This is a genomic window from Micromonospora sp. NPDC049203 (genome assembly GCF_043197215.1).
Classification (GTDB): domain Bacteria; phylum Actinomycetota; class Actinomycetes; order Mycobacteriales; family Micromonosporaceae; genus Micromonospora.
The window spans coordinates 346,010-362,306 of the sequence record NZ_JBICSV010000003.1; the positions used below are offsets into that span (position 1 = coordinate 346,010).

General features: G+C 72.0%; 16 protein-coding genes. 14 read left to right on the forward strand and 2 right to left on the reverse strand.

The window, feature by feature from the left end; genetic code table 11:
• The first annotated feature begins 13 nt into the window (after positions 1–13).
• The 5 genes from ACGFIA_RS10595 (at position 14) to ACGFIA_RS10615 (ending at position 4,061) form a co-directional block, all read left to right on the forward strand.
• Positions 14–940, forward strand: a complete 927-nt coding sequence (locus tag ACGFIA_RS10595) for an aldose 1-epimerase family protein (protein ID WP_357387601.1) — start codon at positions 14–16, stop codon at positions 938–940.
• A gap of 2 nt (positions 941–942) precedes the next feature.
• Entirely contained in the window at positions 943–1,545 is a 603-nt protein-coding gene (locus ACGFIA_RS10600; protein ID WP_393259571.1) for a nitroreductase family protein, read from the forward strand.
• A gap of 53 nt (positions 1,546–1,598) precedes the next feature.
• Positions 1,599–1,904, forward strand: a complete 306-nt coding sequence (locus ACGFIA_RS10605; protein ID WP_013283726.1) for a type II toxin-antitoxin system VapB family antitoxin — start codon at positions 1,599–1,601, stop codon at positions 1,902–1,904.
• 31 nt (positions 1,905–1,935) lie between these two features.
• Entirely contained in the window at positions 1,936–3,096 is a 1,161-nt protein-coding gene (locus tag ACGFIA_RS10610; RefSeq protein ID WP_393259573.1) for an acyl-CoA dehydrogenase family protein, read from the forward strand.
• Between the two features lie 191 nt (positions 3,097–3,287).
• Positions 3,288–4,061 carry a DUF4230 domain-containing protein gene (locus ACGFIA_RS10615; RefSeq protein WP_357387607.1) on the forward strand — a complete coding sequence of 258 codons (774 nt, stop codon included), beginning with the start codon at positions 3,288–3,290 and terminating at the stop codon, positions 4,059–4,061.
• Positions 4,062–4,139: 78 nt separating this feature from the next.
• Here ACGFIA_RS10615 and ACGFIA_RS10620 read toward each other — a convergent pair whose 3' ends face one another.
• Positions 4,140–4,343 carry a PspC domain-containing protein gene (locus ACGFIA_RS10620; RefSeq protein ID WP_357387609.1) on the reverse strand — a complete coding sequence of 68 codons (204 nt, stop codon included), beginning with the start codon at positions 4,341–4,343 and terminating at the stop codon, positions 4,140–4,142.
• A gap of 914 nt (positions 4,344–5,257) precedes the next feature.
• Between ACGFIA_RS10620 and ACGFIA_RS10625 the strand changes: the two genes are divergently transcribed.
• The 6 genes from ACGFIA_RS10625 to ACGFIA_RS10650 all read left to right on the forward strand — a co-directional run bounded on the left by ACGFIA_RS10625 (position 5,258) and on the right by ACGFIA_RS10650 (position 13,849).
• Positions 5,258–6,628 carry an L-serine ammonia-lyase gene (locus ACGFIA_RS10625; protein WP_393259576.1) on the forward strand — a complete coding sequence of 457 codons (1,371 nt, stop codon included), beginning with the start codon at positions 5,258–5,260 and terminating at the stop codon, positions 6,626–6,628.
• A 66-nt stretch (positions 6,629–6,694) separates the two neighbouring features.
• Entirely contained in the window at positions 6,695–7,522 is an 828-nt protein-coding gene (locus ACGFIA_RS10630; protein ID WP_357469855.1) for an ABC transporter permease, read from the forward strand.
• A complete protein-coding gene (locus ACGFIA_RS10635) occupies positions 7,523–8,266 on the forward strand; it encodes an ABC transporter ATP-binding protein (protein WP_357387615.1) in 744 nt (247 codons plus the stop codon). It abuts the gene before it with no gap.
• On the forward strand, positions 8,263–10,179 hold the full coding sequence (locus ACGFIA_RS10640) for a DUF5941 domain-containing protein (RefSeq protein ID WP_357387617.1): 1,917 nt from the start codon (positions 8,263–8,265) through the stop codon (positions 10,177–10,179). Before ACGFIA_RS10635 ends, ACGFIA_RS10640 begins: the two co-directional genes overlap by 4 nt.
• A 15-nt stretch (positions 10,180–10,194) precedes the next feature.
• On the forward strand, positions 10,195–12,384 hold the full coding sequence (locus ACGFIA_RS10645; protein WP_393259579.1) for a CDP-glycerol glycerophosphotransferase family protein: 2,190 nt from the start codon (positions 10,195–10,197) through the stop codon (positions 12,382–12,384).
• Between the two features lie 157 nt (positions 12,385–12,541).
• Entirely contained in the window at positions 12,542–13,849 is a 1,308-nt protein-coding gene (locus ACGFIA_RS10650; RefSeq protein WP_357387662.1) for an ABC transporter ATP-binding protein, read from the forward strand.
• A 47-nt stretch (positions 13,850–13,896) separates the two neighbouring features.
• On the opposite strand, the gene ACGFIA_RS10655 is transcribed toward ACGFIA_RS10650, so the two are convergent.
• On the reverse strand, positions 13,897–14,244 hold the full coding sequence (locus ACGFIA_RS10655) for a hypothetical protein (RefSeq protein WP_357387621.1): 348 nt from the start codon (positions 14,242–14,244) through the stop codon (positions 13,897–13,899).
• A 155-nt stretch (positions 14,245–14,399) separates the two neighbouring features.
• On the opposite strand from ACGFIA_RS10655, the gene ACGFIA_RS10660 reads away from it, so the two are divergent.
• The 3 genes from ACGFIA_RS10660 to ACGFIA_RS10670 are packed head-to-tail and all read left to right on the forward strand — an operon-like array spanning position 14,400 to position 16,287.
• Positions 14,400–15,200 (forward strand): helix-turn-helix transcriptional regulator, encoded by an 801-nt coding sequence (locus ACGFIA_RS10660; protein ID WP_357469867.1) that lies wholly within the window; start codon positions 14,400–14,402, stop codon positions 15,198–15,200.
• The gene (locus ACGFIA_RS10665; RefSeq protein ID WP_357387625.1) at positions 15,191–15,379 is read left to right on the forward strand and encodes a DUF397 domain-containing protein; all 189 of its coding nucleotides are present in this window, start codon (positions 15,191–15,193) and stop codon (positions 15,377–15,379) included. Before ACGFIA_RS10660 ends, ACGFIA_RS10665 begins: the two co-directional genes overlap by 10 nt.
• Positions 15,376–16,287, forward strand: a complete 912-nt coding sequence (locus ACGFIA_RS10670; protein WP_393259581.1) for an aminoglycoside phosphotransferase family protein — start codon at positions 15,376–15,378, stop codon at positions 16,285–16,287. Before ACGFIA_RS10665 ends, ACGFIA_RS10670 begins: the two co-directional genes overlap by 4 nt.
• Positions 16,288–16,297 lie beyond the last annotated feature (10 nt).

Sequence of the window (16,297 nt, forward strand, 5' to 3'; positions counted from 1 at the left end):
TAGGGTCGCCGGCATGGGGATCGACGTGCAGCCACCGTCCGGTACACAGTGGACCATCGCCGCCGACGGCCACGAGGCCGTCGTGGTCGAGGTCGGCGGCGGGCTGCGGGCCTACCGCTTCGACGGCGTGGACCACCTCGACGGGTACGCCGAGGACGAGGTCTGCCCCGGCTCGGCCGGGCAGGTGCTGGCGCCGTGGCCGAACCGCATCCGCGACGGCGCCTACACGGTGGGGGAGCGGTCGTTGCAGCTCGACCTCACCGAGCCGGAGCGGCACAACGCCCTGCACGGCCTGGTCAACTGGGCGCGGTGGCAGCCGATCGAGCAGTCGGCGGACAGCGTCACCATCGGCTACGACCTGCCGCCCAGCCCCGGCTACCCGTGGGCGCTGCGGCTGCGGGCCCGGTGGAGCGTCGGCCCGGACGGCCTGCGGGCCGAGCACGAGGCGACGAACCTCTCCGGCGAGCCGGCGCCGTTCGGCTTCTCCGTGCACCCCTATCTGCAACTGCCGAAGGTCGGCGTGAACGAGATGCGGCTGCGCGTGCCGGCCCGGCGGCGGGTGCTGGTGGACAGCCGCCTGCTGCCGGTCGCCGCCGCCGAGGTGACCGGCTCCGAGTTCGACTTCACCAGCCCGCGCCCGATCGGCGACCTGGTGCTCGACACCGCGTTCGGTGACGTCGAGCGGGACGCCGACGGCGGCTCGGCGGTGGTGCTGAGCGCGCCGGACGGCTCGTCCGGGCTGCGGATCTGGGCGGACCGCGAGTTCGGCTGGTGGCAGGTGTTCACCGGGGACACGCTCGGCGGGGAACGGCACCGCCGTTCGGTGGCGGTGGAGCCGATGACCTGCCCGCCCGACGCGTTCCGCTCCGGCCGGGATCTGATCATGTTGGAGCCGGGGCAGACCTGGCGGGGCGCCTGGGGCGTCCGCCCGGAGGTCTGAGCGTGGAGTTCGCCGACGTCGTCCGGCGCCGCCGGATGGTGCGCAACTACGACCCCGGCCGGCCGGTGCCGCCGGAGGTGGTGGACCGGCTGCTGGACCACGCCGTCCGGGCCCCGTCGGCCGGGTTCTCGCAGGGCTGGGGCTTCCTGGTGCTTGAGGAACCGGCGGACCGGGAACGGTTCTGGGCCGCCACCACGCCGGGCGGAGGCGGCCGGGAACGCTGGCTGGCCGGGATGCGCCGGGCGCCGCTGATCGTGGTGCCGCACGGCAACCGCGACGCCTACCTGGACCGCTACGCCGAGCCGGACAAGGGCTGGGCGGACCGCGACGAGGACCGCTGGCCGGTGCCCTACTGGTACGTGGACACCGGTTTCGCGGCGCTGCTGATGCTGCTCACCGCCGTGGACGAAGGTCTGGGCGCCTGCTTCTTCGGCATCCCGCCGCAACGGATCGGGGCGTACCGGGAGGCGTTCGGGGTACCGCCGGAACTGCACCCGATCGGTGCGTTGACTATCGGTTACCGGGCCGTCGACCACCGGTCACCGTCGCTGCGCCGAGGGCGGCGTCCGGTGCAGGATGTGGTGCGGCGGGGACGGTGGACCTGAGCGGTTAGGCTGACATCCACATTGTCAGCCTGGCCTGGGGAGGAGAGCACGCCGTGATCTTCAGGGCGGTCCGGGACGGGCGTCCCTACCCGGAGCACAACCTCACGCTGAAGCAGTGGGCCGAGATTCCGCCGCGTCCGCTGCGGCTTGACCAGCTCATCACCACCAAGCGCGAACTGGCGCTGGACAAGCTGCTCGCGGAGGACTCCACCTTCTACGGCGACCTCTTCCCGCACGTGGTCCAGTGGAACGGCGGCCTCTACCTGGAAGACGGCCTGCACCGGGCGCTGCGCGCGGCGCTCCAGCAGCGCAACCAGATCCACGCGCGCGTGCTCGTCCTCGGTGACCAGGGCGAGTGACGCCTCCCTGAGTCTTGGTTAAGGTGACGCCATGACTCCTCTGGACCTGCTCGACATCGATGCCTCGCTCAGCGAGGAGGAGCGGCAGATCCGCACCGTCGTGCGCCGGCTCGTGACCGACCGGGTACGCCCGCACGTCGCCGGCTGGTACGAGGACGGCCAGGTGCCGGCCCGTGAACTGGCCCGCGAGTTCGGCAAGCTCGGCCTGCTCGGCATGCACCTGACCGGGTACGGCTGCGCCGGCGCGTCAGCTGTCGCGTACGGGCTGGCCTGCCTGGAGCTGGAAGCCGGCGACTCCGGCGTCCGGTCGCTGGTCTCGGTGCAGGGATCGCTGGCCATGTACGCCATCTGGCGCTACGGCAGCGAGGAGCAGAAGCAGCGCTGGCTGCCCGCCATGGCGGCCGGTGAGGCGATCGGCTGCTTCGGGCTCACCGAACCCGACCACGGCTCCGACCCCGGCTCGATGGCCACCCGGGGCCGCCGCGACGGCGACGACTGGATCCTCAACGGCAGCAAACTGTGGATCACCAATGCGCCGATCGCCGACGTGGGCGTGATCTGGGCGCGTACCGACGAGGGGGTGCGCGGTTTCGCCGTACCCATGGACACGCCCGGGGTGACGGCGCGCGAGATCCGGCACAAGATGTCGCTGCGCGCGTCCCTCACCGGCGAGATCGCGCTCGACGACGTCCGGCTGCCGGCTGACGCGCGACTGCCCGAGGCGATCGGGCTCAAGGCGCCACTCGGGTGCCTGACCGAGGCCCGGCACGGCATCGTCTGGGGCGCGCTCGGCGCGGCCCGCGACTGCCTGGAGACCGCCCTGGAGTACGCGACCACGCGCACCCAGTTCGGCCGCCCGCTCGCCGGGTTCCAGCTCACCCAGGCCAAGCTCGCCGACATGGCGGTGGAGTGGAACAAGGGCATGCTGCTCGCGCTGCACCTGGGCCGTCTCGCCGACGCGGGCACGCTGCGGCCCGACCAGGTGAGCGTGGGCAAGCTGAACAACGTGCGCGAGGCGCTCGCCATCGCCCGGCAGTGCCGCACGATCCTCGGTGCCAACGGCGTCTCGGGGGAGTACCCGGTGATGCGGCACGCCAACAACCTGGAGAGCGTGCTGACGTACGAGGGCACCTCCGAGATCCACCAGCTCGTCATCGGCCAGCGGCTCACCGGCCTGTCCGCGTTCGCCTGACCTGCGGTTTCACCCGATCGGGTCGCTCGGCGCGCGAGTGTCGCACGGTGGCCGTACCGTCATTGTCAGTCGATGTGTCGGCCGGGCTTCGATGGGTCGGGCGAGCTTCGATCGGTCGGACGAACAGCGATGGGTCGGACGAGCAGCGATGTGTCGGGCGAGCACAGTGTCGGACGAGGACGGTGAGGGCGATGGCCCGCGACGGTGACAACGAGCCCACCCGGGAGTTCCCGGAATACCCCACCAGCGACTCCCTTCGCGACCGGGCGGAGGGCTCGCCCGAGGCGGAGCACGACCCCGCGCCGGGCGCCCCGGCGTCGGGCGGCGGTGCGGCACGCGGCCTGCTCTGGGTGCTCGGCGCCGCGGCGCTGGCGGTGGTGGTGATGCTCGGCGTGCAGGCCAGCGGCCTGCTGCCCGACTTCCGCAACCCGTTCGCCAAGGAGCAGACCGACCGCAGCCAGCCGCCGCTGCTCAAGTCGATTCGTGACCTGAGCCGCTACGTCGCCGCCGAGGGCAACTTCCAGGTGGTGGTCGACGTGCAGAACGACCGGCGCAACGTGCCCGACTTCCTGCTCAACGAGCGCACGCTGTTCGTCGGGGCGGGCCGGGTCGAGGCGTACGTCGACTTCGCGAAGATCGCCGACGGTGCCGTCGTCGTCTCCGAGGACGGCAAGTCCGCCGAGATCAAGCTGCCCGCGCCGCAGCTCGGCGAGACAGATCTGGACATGGACAAGAGCTACGTCTTCGCCGAGCAGCGCGGCCTGATCAACCGGCTCAACGACCTGGTGGCCGGCGACCCCAACCGGCAGCAGCAGGTCTACAAGCTCGCCGAGGACCGGATCACCGCCGCCGCCCGGGACAGCGGGCTCGCCGCCCGGGCCGAGGAGAACACCCGCAAGATGCTCGAAGGGCTGCTGCGCTCCCTCGGGTACGAGAAGGTGACTGTCACCTACGCGGCACCCTGACCGCGCAGTACGCCGCGCGCCCGCCCCGATGGTCAGGGGCGGGCGCGTTCGCGTGCCGGTGTCCCGGCTCGTCTCGCGTCAGCGGGTGGCGAGGTAGCGGTCCTCGTTCGGCATCAGGATCCACAGGACCAGGTAGATGATGACCTGGGTGCCAGGCAGCAGCAGCGACAGCAGGAACAGCAGCCGGACCATCCCGGCGGACATGCCGAACCGCTGCCCCAGGCCGGCGCAGACACCGGCGATCATGCGCCCCTCACGGGGCCGGACCAGTTTGCGACTCATCGTCGTCTCCCACTTCTGCGGCGATCCGCCGCGCTGATTCCACGGTAGAGAGGGGTACGCGCCGCGCCCTCAGCCCCGAGGAGGATCGGCGACCCGGGCACCCGTAGGTGCTTACCCCGGACCGCCCCCACCGACTCGCCCCTGTGTCCTCTGTCGCCGTCGCCCTCTGCCGCCGTCGCCCTCTGCCGTCCGCAGCAGATCCACCGGCCGCCGCCTGATCGGCCGCTCAACGATCACTCCCCGTTGCGACGCCGTCCGCAATGCTCCGGCCCTGCTCAGCCAGGCCACGCTCGAGCCGAGCCCGCGCCCCCTCCTTCCCCACGCCCGTCGATCATGCACTTGCGGCCCTCGTTGTGCCCGATTCGCACCTTTGGCGAGGGCTGCAACTGCAAGATCGCGGGAGCGGCGGGGTGAGTGAGTGCGGGGGACGCCGTCCGGCTGGTTGCTGCGTCGAGTGCTGACCGCCTTGCGAGACATGCGTCGCGTCGACTGGGATCAGTGAAGATCTTGGTAGGAAAGTGCCCCTATGGGGGCCGTTTGGTACCAAGATCTCGGAGCTCCGAGCCGTGAGCCGTGAGCCCGGGGTGGGTCCGCCGATCTTGGAGTTGTGGCGGTTCTCGTATGCCGTGAAATGGGCTATTCCGGGTGCCACAACTCCAAGATCGACGAGGAGTGGAGGGGCCTGAGGGATCGCCCGCCGGGGAGGTGGCCCGACAAGGAGCGGGTAGGGGGCGAGGCCGGGCCGGGGCGTCGGGCATGTGGCGGAGTGGGGGCGGGTATTCATGGGGGCGAGGTAGGCTCGCCGGTCGGGCGCCCCCACCCCGGGCGCCGGCCGTCTACCCGCCCGGCGGGCGCGGCACCCACGCACCGGCTCGGATCCGCACAACGGGGACGACGGCGAGGAAAGCAGCAAAATGATCAGTGTCTTCGATCTCTTCAGCGTCGGTATCGGGCCGTCCAGCTCGCACACCGTCGGGCCGATGCGGGCTGCCCGTACGTTCGTGGCGGGCCTGAAGGCCGACGGGCAGCTCGCCGACGTGACGCGGGTACGGGCGGAGCTGTTCGGCTCGCTCGGCGCGACCGGACACGGGCACGGCAGCGACCGGGCGGTGCTGCTGGGGCTGGAGGGCGAGGCCCCGGAGACCGTCGACACCGACGCGGTCGGCCCGCGCGTGGAGCGGATCCGTGCCGAGCGGCGGCTCGACCTGTTCGGCAGCCAGGGGATCGACTTCGACCCGGACGCCGATCTGGTGCTGCACCGCCGGCGGTCGCTGCCGTACCACCCGAACGGGATGACGTTCGCGGCGTACGACGCGGCCGGGAACGAGGTGCGGGCGCGCACGTACTACTCGGTCGGCGGCGGGTTCGTGGTGGACGAGGCGGCGGCCGGGGCGGACCGGATCAAGGCGGACAGCACCCGGGTGAAGCACCCCTTCCTCACCGGCGCGGAACTGCTCACTGTCACCACCGGCACCGGCCTGTCGATCAGTGAGGTGATGCTCGCCAACGAGCTGTCCTGGCGCAGCGAGGCGGACGTCCGGGCGGGGCTGCTGGAGATCTGGCGGGTGATGCGCGAGTGCGTGGAGAGCGGCTGCACCCGCGACGGCGTACTCCCGGGTGGGTTGAAGGTCCGGCGGCGCGCGGCCGAGCTGCGGCGCGGCCTGGAGGCGGAGACCGGCAGCCAGGATCCGCTGCGCGCGATGGACTGGGTGACGTTGTTCGCGCTCGCGGTCAACGAGGAGAACGCGGCCGGCGGGCGGGTGGTCACCGCGCCGACGAACGGCGCCGCCGGGATCATCCCGGCCGTGCTGCACTACTACACCCGGTTCGTGCCGGGCGCCTCCGAGGAGGGGGTGGTCCGGTTCCTGCTGGCGGCCGGCGCGATCGGCGTGCTGTTCAAGGAGAACGCGTCGATCTCCGGGGCCGAGGTGGGCTGCCAGGGCGAGGTTGGTTCGGCGTGCTCGATGGCGGCGGCCGGGCTGGCCGAGGCGCTCGGCGGTACGCCGGAGCAGGTGGAGAACGCCGCCGAGATCGGCATGGAGCACAACCTGGGGCTGACCTGCGACCCGGTGGGCGGCCTGGTGCAGATCCCGTGCATCGAGCGCAACGCGGTGGCCAGCATCAAGGCGATCACCGCGGCCCGGCTGGCGCTGCGCGGGGACGGGGTGCACCACGTCTCGCTGGACAAGGTCATCAAGACCATGCGGGAGACCGGCGCGGACATGAAGGTCAAGTACAAGGAGACCGCGCGGGGCGGGCTCGCGGTCAACGTGATCGAGTGCTGACCTCGTTGGGGTGACCCGGCGCGGACGGCCGACGCGCCGGCACGGAAAAGACGCGACCATGATGCGGTGACGTCAGGCGTCGCGGCGCTCTGGTCCGCCCGCACCTCGCTGCGCATCCTGGTCCGGCGGGATCTCGCGGTGAAGTACCAGCAGTCGGTGCTGGGCTACTTCTGGTCGCTGATCGAGCCGCTCGGCATGGGCCTGATCTACTGGTTCGTCTTCGGCGTGCTCTATTCCGGCGCGACGCGGCGGCACCTGGGTGAGGCGGCCGGGTCGTACCCGCTGTTCCTGATCACCGGCATCTTCGCCTGGATGTGGGCGAGTTCGGCGCTGACCGAGGCCGCGAACGCGCTCACCGGGCAGTCCCGGCTGATCACCACGATGAACCTGCCCCGGCCGATCTTCCCGATCGGCCGGGTCGCCGGCCGGTTCGCCGAGTACCTGGCCGGGCTGCCGATCCTGGCCGCCGTGGCGGCGATCTACGCGAGCCAGGGGAAGATCCGCCCCGGCTGGAGCCTGCTGGCCCTGCCGCTCGCCGTGGCGGTGCAGTTCGTGCTGCTGGTGGGCCTGGCGTTGCTGCTGTCGGCGGGCAACGTGCTGATGCGCGACATCGAGCGCACGATGCGGCTGGTCATCCGGCTGCTGTTCTACGCGACTCCGATCATCTATCCGTTCGACCTGGTGCGGCAGTCCGGCATGCCGGGCTGGGTCAAGCTCGGGTACGAGCTGAACCCGCTGGTCGGGATCTTCCAGCTGCACCACGCGGTCTGGTATCCGGACGAGTTCCCGGACGCCCGGCTGCTCACCATCACGGTGTCCGGCAGCGTGCTGGTGCTGGCGCTCGGCTGGTGGGCGTTCCACCGGCTCGAACCGGCAGTGCTGAAGGAACTCTGAATGGCCCCGATCATCGAGGCGGACGGGCTCGGCATCCGGTTCGTCCGCAACCGGCGCCGGCAGTTGCGGCTGCGGGAGCTGATCGTGCACCGGGGCGCCCGTGACCCGGACGCGGGCCGGTTCTGGCCGCTGCGTGACCTGTCGTTCCGGGTCGAGCCGGGCGAGACGCTGGGCGTGGTGGGCCGCAACGGCACCGGCAAGAGCACGCTGTTGCGGCTGATCGCCGGTGTGCTCATCCCGGACGAGGGGTCGATCCGGGTGCAGGGCCGGGTGGCGCCGCTGCTCGAACTGTCCGCCGGGTTCTCCGGTGATCTGACCGGCCGGGAGAACCTGTATCTGGTGGGCGGGCTGCACGGGCTCTCGACGGCGTACCTGCGGGAGCACTTCGACGAGATCGTCTCGTTCGCCGGTGAGCAGGTGGAACGCGCCATCGACACGTCGGTGCGGCACTACTCGTCGGGGATGAAGGTGCGGCTGGGTTTCGCGGTGATCGCGCACCTGCCGCACCCGGTGCTGCTTGTGGACGAGGTGACAGCGGTCGGGGACGCGGAGTTCCGCGCGAAGTGCTATGCGACCATCGAGCGACTTCTCGCGGAAGGGCGCACGCTGGTGCTGGTGTCACACAACGACAAGGACCTCACCCGGTTCTGCCGTCGGGGGCTCTACCTCGACGCCGGACGGCTGATCGTCGACGGGACGATCGACGAGGCGCTGGCCGCCTACGCCGACGCGGCGAAGCGGTGACGCTCGCCATCGTGCTCGCCGCCGGACCGGCGGCGGGCCGACCCGACGGGGAATCGCTCGCCGAACGCCTGGCCGCGCAGTGGCGCCGGGCCGGGGCGGACGACGTGCGCGTCGCCGCCGACCTGACCGAGCTGGCCGACCTGGTGGCCGCCGCGACCGGCCCGGTGCTGGTGAGCGGCGCGGACCTGGTGGCGCACACGGCCGTACTCAAGCATCTCGCGACCAGCCCGGTCGGGCCGACGGTGGCGCTGGTGCTCACCGATCCGCCCGCTCCCGGGCAGGCCACGGTGCGCGAGGAGCGCGGGCAGGTGGTCGAGGTCGGCGCCGCCGACGCGAGCGGCGTCTTCGGCGGCGCGCTGCGGGTGGGCGCGGCCGACCTGCCGGCGCTCGCCGACGCCGCCCGCCGCGCCGCCGGGGGTGGGCCGCTGCGCGCGGTGGACCGGCTCGTGGCCGACCTCGCCGCCCGGGGCACGCTGATCTTCGCCCAGAGGGTACGTCTGCTCGTGGCGCACCGGGTCGGCGACGAGGCGCAGCGGACGGCGGCCGAGGCGGCGGTGGCCGCCGTCGACGAGGACCGGGCCGAGTTGAAGCTGTCGGTGAAGGAGCGCGACGACTTCTTCACCACGTTCTTCGTCAGCACCTGGTCCCCGTACGTCACGAAGGCCGCCGCCCGCATCGGGATCGGCCCGACCGGGGTCACCATGGTCTCGGTGGCGTTCGCGGTGGCCGCGGCGGTGCTGTTCGGCGCCGGTGGACGCCCGGCGCTGGTGGCCGGCGCGGTCCTGCTCTACCTGGGTTTCGTGCTCGACTGCGTGGACGGGCAGCTCGCCCGCTACACCCGGCACTTCAGCGCCTGGGGCGGCTGGCTGGACACGATGGCCGACCGGTTCAAGGAGTACGTGGTCTACGCCGGTCTGGGCTACGGCGCCACGCACGCCGGGTTCCGGTACGGCTGGGCGCTGGCGCTGGCGGCAATGACGTTGCAGACCGTGCGGCACATGACCGACACCTGGTACGGCGCGCTGCACGACGAGGCGGCCCGCCGGCCGAAGGTGGTGAGCGCCGACGCGGGCGGCATCGGCGGCAAGCTGAACGCCGCGTCGACCCGGGTGCAGGCGGACACCGGCTCGGTGTCGTACTGGCTGAAGCGCACTGTGGTGTTCCCGATCGGGGAGCGGTGGGCGCTGATCGCGATCGCCGCCGCGCTGTTCGGGCCGCTGGTGGCGCTGGTCGCGGTGCTGGTCTGGGGCACGCTGGCGTTCGCGTACACCGGGGGGTTGCGGACCTTGCGGGCGCGGTGGATGCGCGTGCCGGTGCTGACCACCGTGGACGCGGCTCTGCACCGCGACGACGGACTGCTGGTGCGGACGCTGCCCACCGCGCGGCGACCGCTGCTGCTGGCGGTGCTCGGCGCGCTCGGCGCGGCGGGGACGCTGGTGTGGGCGCTGCTCGCGGTGCACGGCGGTGGTGACCTGCCGGTCTTCGTGCCGGTGCTCGCGCTGGTGCTGCTGCTCGGCGCGGCGCAGGGCTCGCGGGCACCGCACGACGGGCCGCTCGATTGGCTGGTGCCGGCCGCGTTGCGGGCCGCCGAGTATCTGTTCGCCATCGCGGTCGGGGTGGCCGGCCGTGCGCCGACCTGGTTGATCTTCGGGTACGTCCTGGTGCTCACGCTGCTGCACTACGACCTGACCGCGCGGCTGGAGAAGCGGCAGTCGGCACCACCGCTGCACGCGGCCACGCTGGGCTGGCTCGGCCGCTCGGTGTTGCTGGCAGCCGCGTCAACCGCCGGAACTGTGAGCTTCGCGCTGGCTACAATGAGTGCGTACCTTCTCGTGGTTTTCGTCGCGAGCGTGGTCCTCGCCTGGGTGGTCCTGCCGGCCCGCGCCCATGGGGGTGTGCGCTCGGCGGGCTGACGGAGGGCGGGCCGGATGACCTTGATCAGCTTCGTCGTGCCGGCCTTCAAGGTGCAGGGTTACCTGCGGGAATGTCTCGACTCGATCCTCGACCAGCCGTTCGGCGACATCGAGGTGATCGGCGTCGACGACGCCTCCCCGGACGGCAGCGGCGAGATCCTGGCCGAGTACGCGCTCCGCGACCCCCGGGTCCGCCCGGTCAGCCTGGCCGAGAACGTCGGGCTCGGTCCGGCCCGCAACATCGGGCTGGACCGGGCTGTCGGCGAGTACGTGTGGTTCGTCGACGGCGACGACTGGCTGGTGCCCGGCTGCCTGCCGCACGTGGCCGGCCGACTCCGCGACACCGCACCGGACGTGCTGATCGTCGACCACGTCCGGGCGCACTGGAACAACGTCGGCACCCGCAGCGCGATGCGTGACGTGTTCCCGGTCCCGCCCGGCGCGACGACGTTCACGCTGCGGGACCGGCCGGAGACGCTGAAGCTGCTGCACACCGCCTGGAACCGGGTGGTGCGCCGGGAGTTCCTGAACGAGCGCGGCCTGCGTTTCGAGCCGGGCTGGTACGAGGACGTCTCGTTCAGCTATCCGGCGCTGATGGCGGCCGGGCGGATCGGCGTACTCGACCGGATCTGCCTGAACTACCGGCAGCGCCGCACCGGCGCGATCACCCGGACCCGGGGCGACCGGCACTTCGAGGTCTTCCCGCAGTGGCACCGGGTGTTCGGGCTGATGGACCGCTGGGGGCCGGAGGTGGCCGGGCTGCGGCCGGCGGTCTTCGAGCGGATGATCTGGCACTACCTCACGGTGCTCGGCAACGGCGACCGGATCGCACCCGAGCTGCGGGCGCCGTTCTTCGCCCAGATGCACGCCGACTACGTGCGGTTCCTGCCGGCCGAGGGCTACCCGGTCCCGCCCGGCCCGGAAGGGCTCAAGCACCGGCTGGTGGCGGCCGGCCGTTGGCGGACGTTCAGCGCGTTGCGCGAGGCGCACCAGGCGGGGGAGACGGCCCGGCGGACCGCGCGGCTGGCCCGGCGACGGGTCGCACCCGTGGTGCGGCGTACTGCCCGGCGGGCGCGTGACCTGGCGCTGGGCGAGTACTACCGGGCCGAGCTGCACCGGCCGATCGACCCGACGCTGGCCGTCTACGCGGCCTACTGGTACCGGGGCTACTCGTGCAATCCGGCGGCGATCTACGAGGCGGCCCGCCGGCTCGCGCCGCAGGTGCGCGGCGTGTGGATCGTCCGCCGGGACCGGGTGCCAGCGTTGCCGCCGGGCGTGGAGTACGTGGTGGCCGGCACCCCCGAGTACCACCGCGTCCTGGCCCGCGCCCGCTGGCTCGTCAACAACGTCAACTTCCCGGACTTCGTCCGCAAGCGGCCCGGCTCGGTGCACGTGCAGACCCACCACGGCACGCCGGTCAAGGTGATGGGGCTCGACCAGCAGCGTTACCCGGTGGGCGCGATGGGGATGAACTTCGCCGGGCTGCTGCGCCGCGTCGACCGCTGGGACTACAGCATCACCTCGAACAGCTTCTCCACGCAGATGTGGGAGCGGGCGTACCCGGCGGACTACACCACGCTGGAGGTCGGCTACCCGCGCAACGACCGGCTGGCGCTGGCCACCGCCGAGGACAGGGGCCAGGCCCGCGCCGCGCTCGGCATCGCACCCGACGAGTACGTGGTGCTCTACGCGCCGACGCACCGGGAACACCTGCCGGGCTGGCGGCCACCGTTCGACCCGGACCGGATGCTCGACGTCCTCGGGCCGCGGGGCCGGCTGCTGATGCGCAGCCACTACTTCCACGACCGGGAGCGGCATCCTCGGGGACCGGCGGCGGACGGCGTGCTGGACGTGAGCGCGTACGACCGGGTGGAGGACCTCTACCTGGCGGCGGACGCGCTGGTCACCGACTATTCCTCGGCGATGTTCGACTACGCGGTGCTGGACCGGCCGGTAGTGGTGTACGCACCGGACTGGGACGCCTACCGGGTCGCCCGTGGCGTCTACTTCGACCTGCTGGCCGAGCCGCCCGGGGCGGTGGCGCTGGACTTTCCCGACCTGCTCGACGTGTTCCGCTCCGGCGCTGTCGACGGCGAGGCGGCCGAGCGGGCCCGGTCGGCGTTCCGGGCGCGGTTCTGCGCGCTCGACGACGGGCACGCCGCCGAGCGCGTGGTGCGCCGCGTGTTCCTCGGCGAAACGCCGTAAAAGCGGTTACCGGCAGGTCACTTAACTTCGGAGCCCGGCGAATGCCGCTTAATAGGACTGTCACGAGCCGAACATGGCACGTTTACCCGATGTGCGAATCGGATGATCCTGGCCACAGTCATTCCCGGGTTTGGGGCGAGGAACTGGGGAGGTGACGGTGGCCACCGTCGCGCTCAAGGATGTCACCAAGGTGTTCCCGGACGGAACAGTCGCGGTCGACACCATCAATCTGGACGTCAACGACGGCGAGTTCATGGTGCTGCTCGGCCCTTCGGGCTGCGGCAAGTCGACGGTGCTGCGCATGGTCGCCGGGCTGGAGGACCCGTCCTCCGGAGCGATCCTGCTCGGCGGTGAACTCGCGAACGACCTGCCACCACGCGACCGGAAGATCGCCATGGTCTTCCAGGACTTCGCGCTCTATCCGCACATGACGGTCGGCGACAACATCGGTTTCCCGCTGCGGCTCTCCGGCGTCGAACCGGCGCCACGCGGTGAGCGGATCCAGGACGTGGCGAGCGCGCTCGGCATCGGCGACGTCCTCGGGCGCAAGCCCAGCCAGCTCTCCGGCGGCCAGCGGCAGCGGGTCGCCATGGGGCGGGCGATAGTGCGCCGGCCCGGCCTGTTCCTGATGGACGAGCCACTTTCCAACCTGGACAGCGGACTGCGCGCCGAACTGCGGGCGGAGATCTCCGGCCTCACCCGCGAGCTGGGCGTCACCACCATCTACGTCACCCACGACCAGGCCGAGGCGCTGACCATGGCCGACCGGGTCGCCATCATGCGCAAGGGCGTGCTCCAGGACGTGGGCACCCCCACCCAGGTGTACGGGCGGCCGGCCACGCTCTACGTCGCCGCGTTCCTCGGCAGCCCGCGGATGAACCTGCTGGAGGCGTCGGTCTACGTCCACCTGGACCGTTATGTCGCGCTGAGCCTCGGTGAGCAGTCGCTCTACCTGCCCTGGGACGACATCCGCAGCCGGGCGGTGGCGCACTACCACGGTGAGCGGATCGTGGTCGGCATGCGCGCCGAGGCGCTCACCCCGGTCGCCCCGGACACCGCCGGCGACGTGCTGCACGGGCGCATCCGCTATCTGGAGCACCACGGCCACGAGTCGCTCGCGTTCCTCGACATCGGCGCCACCGCGATCGTCGTCGACGAGATGGGCACCCCCGTCGAGCAGGCCCCGCCGGGCCAGCGCGGCCTGCGCCGGTTCAACCAGGTGATGCAGCGGCTCACCGGGCGGGCCCCGGAGACGTCGGCTCCCACCCCGGAGGCCGGCGGCGGCAACCGTACGAGCGTGCTGCCCGACCCGGGCCGACACCACCGCCGCCCGGCGGAACTGGCGGTACGGCTCGCGCCGTACCCGCAGGTGTCGCCCGGGCACCCGCTCGCCGTGCAGGTGCGGATGGACGCGCTGCACTTCTTCGACGAGCGGGGCGACCGCATCGACGTCGGCTGGCGGTGAAAGGAGGGGCCCCCTGTTAACGCCTCCGGTAGAGGAAGGGCCCCTTGTTAACAACCGTCGCCCGGTGGGACGGGCCGGTGACGGCGGTACGGGCCCCAGCCGACGAAGCGGGCGAACAGGTCGGCCGGGGCGGGCGCGTCGTCCGGGTTCAGCCGGTAGAGGTCGCGCGTCGCCTCGTACATCAGCCCGCACAAGTAGATCGACAGCCCGATCCGGTTGTCCGCGTACTCGCCGTGGAGCAGCAGCCGGGCGGTCGGGCACGGCCACGGCTGCCCGCAGGACCGGCAGCACCACATCGGACGCAGCGGCGTGTGCGGGGTGGCGTGCGGCGGGTACGGCCGGGGGCGGTCCGGTGCCGGCCCGTCCGGCGGCTGCCCCAGCTGGTGACTGATCACCTGCACTCCTCTCGCTAGCGGGAACCGGACGAGTTCGGCTCCGCTGCGTGACAGTCTCGTCACGGCGCGGCTACTGTCGGGAGGCGTTCCACCCCCACCTTCCTGGCCGTCCGACCGGCCGACTTCCGTGTGCAGCCGTGTGCAGAGGTGTGCAGATGATCCGTGTCCCGTTGTGGGAACTGTTCGCCGGTGAGCTGCGCCGGTTACGTACCGACGCGGGGCTGACCCAGGAGGCGCTGGGCGAGCGGGTGAGCTATTCGGCGTCGCTGGTGGCGGCCGTCGAGCAGTGCCGCCGGGCGCCCCGCGCCGAGTTCACCGAGCGCTGCGACGAGGTGTTGAACGGCGGCGGCCTGCTGGTGCGGATCCGGGACGCGCTGATGCAGGAGGCGCTGATGCCGTGGTTCCGCGAGTGGGTGAGCATCGAGCAGGAGGCGACGGCGCTGCGCAGTTACCAACCGCTGGTGGTGCCCGGTCTGTTGCAGACCGAGGAGTACGCCCGAGCCCTCTACGAGGGGGCCGCGCAGTTCGTCGGCGAGGCCGTCGAGCGCCAGGTCGCCGCTCGGCTGGCTCGGCAGGCGGTGCTGGACGGCCCGGCGCCGCCACAGTTCGTGGTGGTGCTCGACCACGCGGTGCTGGCTCGCCCGGTCGGTGGGCCGAAGGTGATGCGGGAGCAGTTGGAGCACCTGATCGAGATGGCACGGCGGCCCCGGGTGCACCTGCACCTGGTGCCGGAGACGGTCGGTGCCTATCCGGGGCTCAACGGCGCGTTCGTGCTCGCCACCCCGGCCGACGGCGACGATGTGGGCTACCTGGACAACCCGTTGCACGGCACAATCGTGGAGCGCGCGGTGGACGTGAACGCACTGCGGCAGACGTGGGAGTCCATTCGCGCGGAGGCGATGCCGCACGGGGCGACCCTGGCGGCGATCTCGGAGGCGGCGAAGCGATGGAGTTGACCGGCGCGACCTGGCGCAAGAGCACCCGCAGCAGCGGTAACGGCGGCGACTGCGTCGAGGTGGCGGACAACCTGCCCGGTGTGGTGGGGGTGCGGGACAGCAAGGACCGGCAGGGGCCGGTTTTGGCGTTCACTCCGTCGACCTGGACGGCGTTTGTCGCGTACGCCAAACGGGCGTGAGTGACGTACCGGATCTCGGTCCCCCGCCACGGCGCACCGCCGTCGGCGTGGAGCAGGTGCGTCTCCTGGTCGCCGACCAGTTCCCGCACCTGGCCGGCCTCCGGATCGAACCGGTCGCCAACGGCGGCTGGGACAACTGGACCTTCCACCTCGGCCCCGAGCTGCTGGTGCGCCTGCCCAGCGCCGCCGAGTACGCCCTGGCTGCCGACAAGGAACACCTGTGGCTTCCGGCCCTCGCCGCTCGGCTGCCGCTACCCATCCCCGTACCGCTGGCAAAGGGCGAGCCGGGCGCGGGCTACCCGTATCCGTGGTCGATCTACCGCTGGCTCGACGGCGAGACCGCGGGCGTGGACCGTATCGCCGACCCGGTGCGCTTCGCCCTCGACCTCGCCGGATTCCTCGCGGCCCTACAGGACGTCGACACCGCCGGTGGTCCGCGGCCCGGCGTCCACAACTGGTTCCGGGGCGGCACGCTGCGCACGTACGACAAGAAGGTCGAGCATGCGCTCGCGGCGCTGGACGGCCACGTCGACGCCGCGCTGGTTCGCGAGATCTGGGCGCGGGCGCTCGGCGCCCGCTGGGACGGGGTGGACCGCTGGTTCCACGGCGACATCGCCCCGGGAAACCTGCTGCTCGCGAGCGGCTCGCTGGCCGCCGTCATCGACTTCGGGACATGCGGCGTCGGAGACCCGGCCTGCGACCTGGCGATCGCCTGGACGCTGCTGAGCGTCGAGGGCCGGGCGGCATTCCGCGAGCGGCTGTCGGTGGACGACGCGGCCTGGGCGCGTGGACGTGGCTGGGCGCTCTGGAAGACGCTGGCGACCTACTCCCGCACCTTCGACGACCCCGAGGACGCGGAGGAGTCGGCCGAGGCGCGACGCATCCTCGGGGAGATATCCGCCGAATAGACGGCCGGTC